Genomic DNA, 1,106 nt, shown 5'->3' with positions numbered 1-1,106 from the left:
TTTTTTATTTAAATAATATTAATAGTGAATAAAATAAGGGACATATTATTAAATCAATGTTAAATTTTATTGGAATTTATTGTTAATATAGAGTTTTAGGTATAGTATATAAATAATAGCTTATAGATTTAATATACTAGGAGGGGTTTATATGAAGTATTATGATACACATAGGCTTGTTAAGGGAGAAGATTTAAATCATCATGGAACGTTGTTTGCTGGAAGGATGACAGAATGGTTTGTTGAGAGTTGTTTTATAACAGTTGCAGATGAATATAAGCACCCAGAAAATTTAGTATGTAGAAGAGTTAATGAAATTAATTTTAAACAGCCTATAAGAAAAGGCGATATTATAAATATAAAATCTAAAATAGTTTATACTGGAAAAACAAGCTTAATTGTTTATGGAAAAGTTACTAGAAATAATAATGAGAATATTATAGTAGACGGTTTTTTAACTTTTGTTTGCATTGATGAAAATGGAGTTAAGATGCCTCACAATTTAAAGATAGACGAGCCTTTTACGCAAGAAGATATAGAGCTTTTAAATATAGCCAAAAGTTTTAGAAAATAAAATAATAAAATCTAATTTTAAAAATGACTCTACTCTACGTAGGGTTATTTTTATTATACAGGTGAAAAATTTCTTTTACTATATTAGATGAATTTTAGTCATGTATCGCTTTTTATCTACTAAAAATCACTTTTAATGTGAAAATTTTATAATTAAAAAAATTTTGGTAATACTAAATTCATACATCAAATGAAATAATTTTATATATTTATAAAATTGACAGGAGGAAAACTATGAGCAATAAACTTAAGAAAACACTTGGTTTTTCCGCAGCCATTTCTACAGTTGTAGGTATGGTTATAGGTTCAGGTGTATTTTTTAAACCACAATCAATATATTCTACAACTAATGGAGCACCAGGGTTAGGGATGCTTGTCTGGATTATAGCTGGCATTATAACTATAACGGCAGGACTTACAGCTGCAGAAGTATCAGCTGCAATACCAAAGACTGGTGGAATGATGGTATATATAGAAGAAATATACGGAGCTAAGTTAGGTTTTTTAACAGGTTGGATGCAAACTGTATTATT

General features: G+C 27.2%; 2 protein-coding genes. Both read left to right on the top strand.

Annotation, left to right across the window (positions count from 1 at the left end; genetic code table 11):
• Nucleotides 1-151: 151 nt before the first annotated feature.
• Nucleotides 152-574, top strand: coding sequence for an acyl-CoA thioesterase (locus JWF52_RS15815; RefSeq protein ID WP_208334498.1), 423 nt, complete (start codon nt 152-154; stop codon nt 572-574).
• A 233-nt stretch (nt 575-807) separates the two neighbouring features.
• On the top strand, nt 808-1,106 hold a 299-nt coding region (locus tag JWF52_RS15810), incomplete at its 3' end, for an amino acid permease (RefSeq protein WP_208334497.1).

It is taken from the genome of Clostridium sp. CCUG 7971, from assembly GCF_017590215.1.
Taxonomy (GTDB): domain Bacteria; phylum Bacillota; class Clostridia; order Peptostreptococcales; family Peptostreptococcaceae; genus Faecalimicrobium.
The sequence above is the reverse complement of the archived record's forward strand: the minus strand, read 5'-3'. Positions and strand labels throughout refer to the sequence as shown.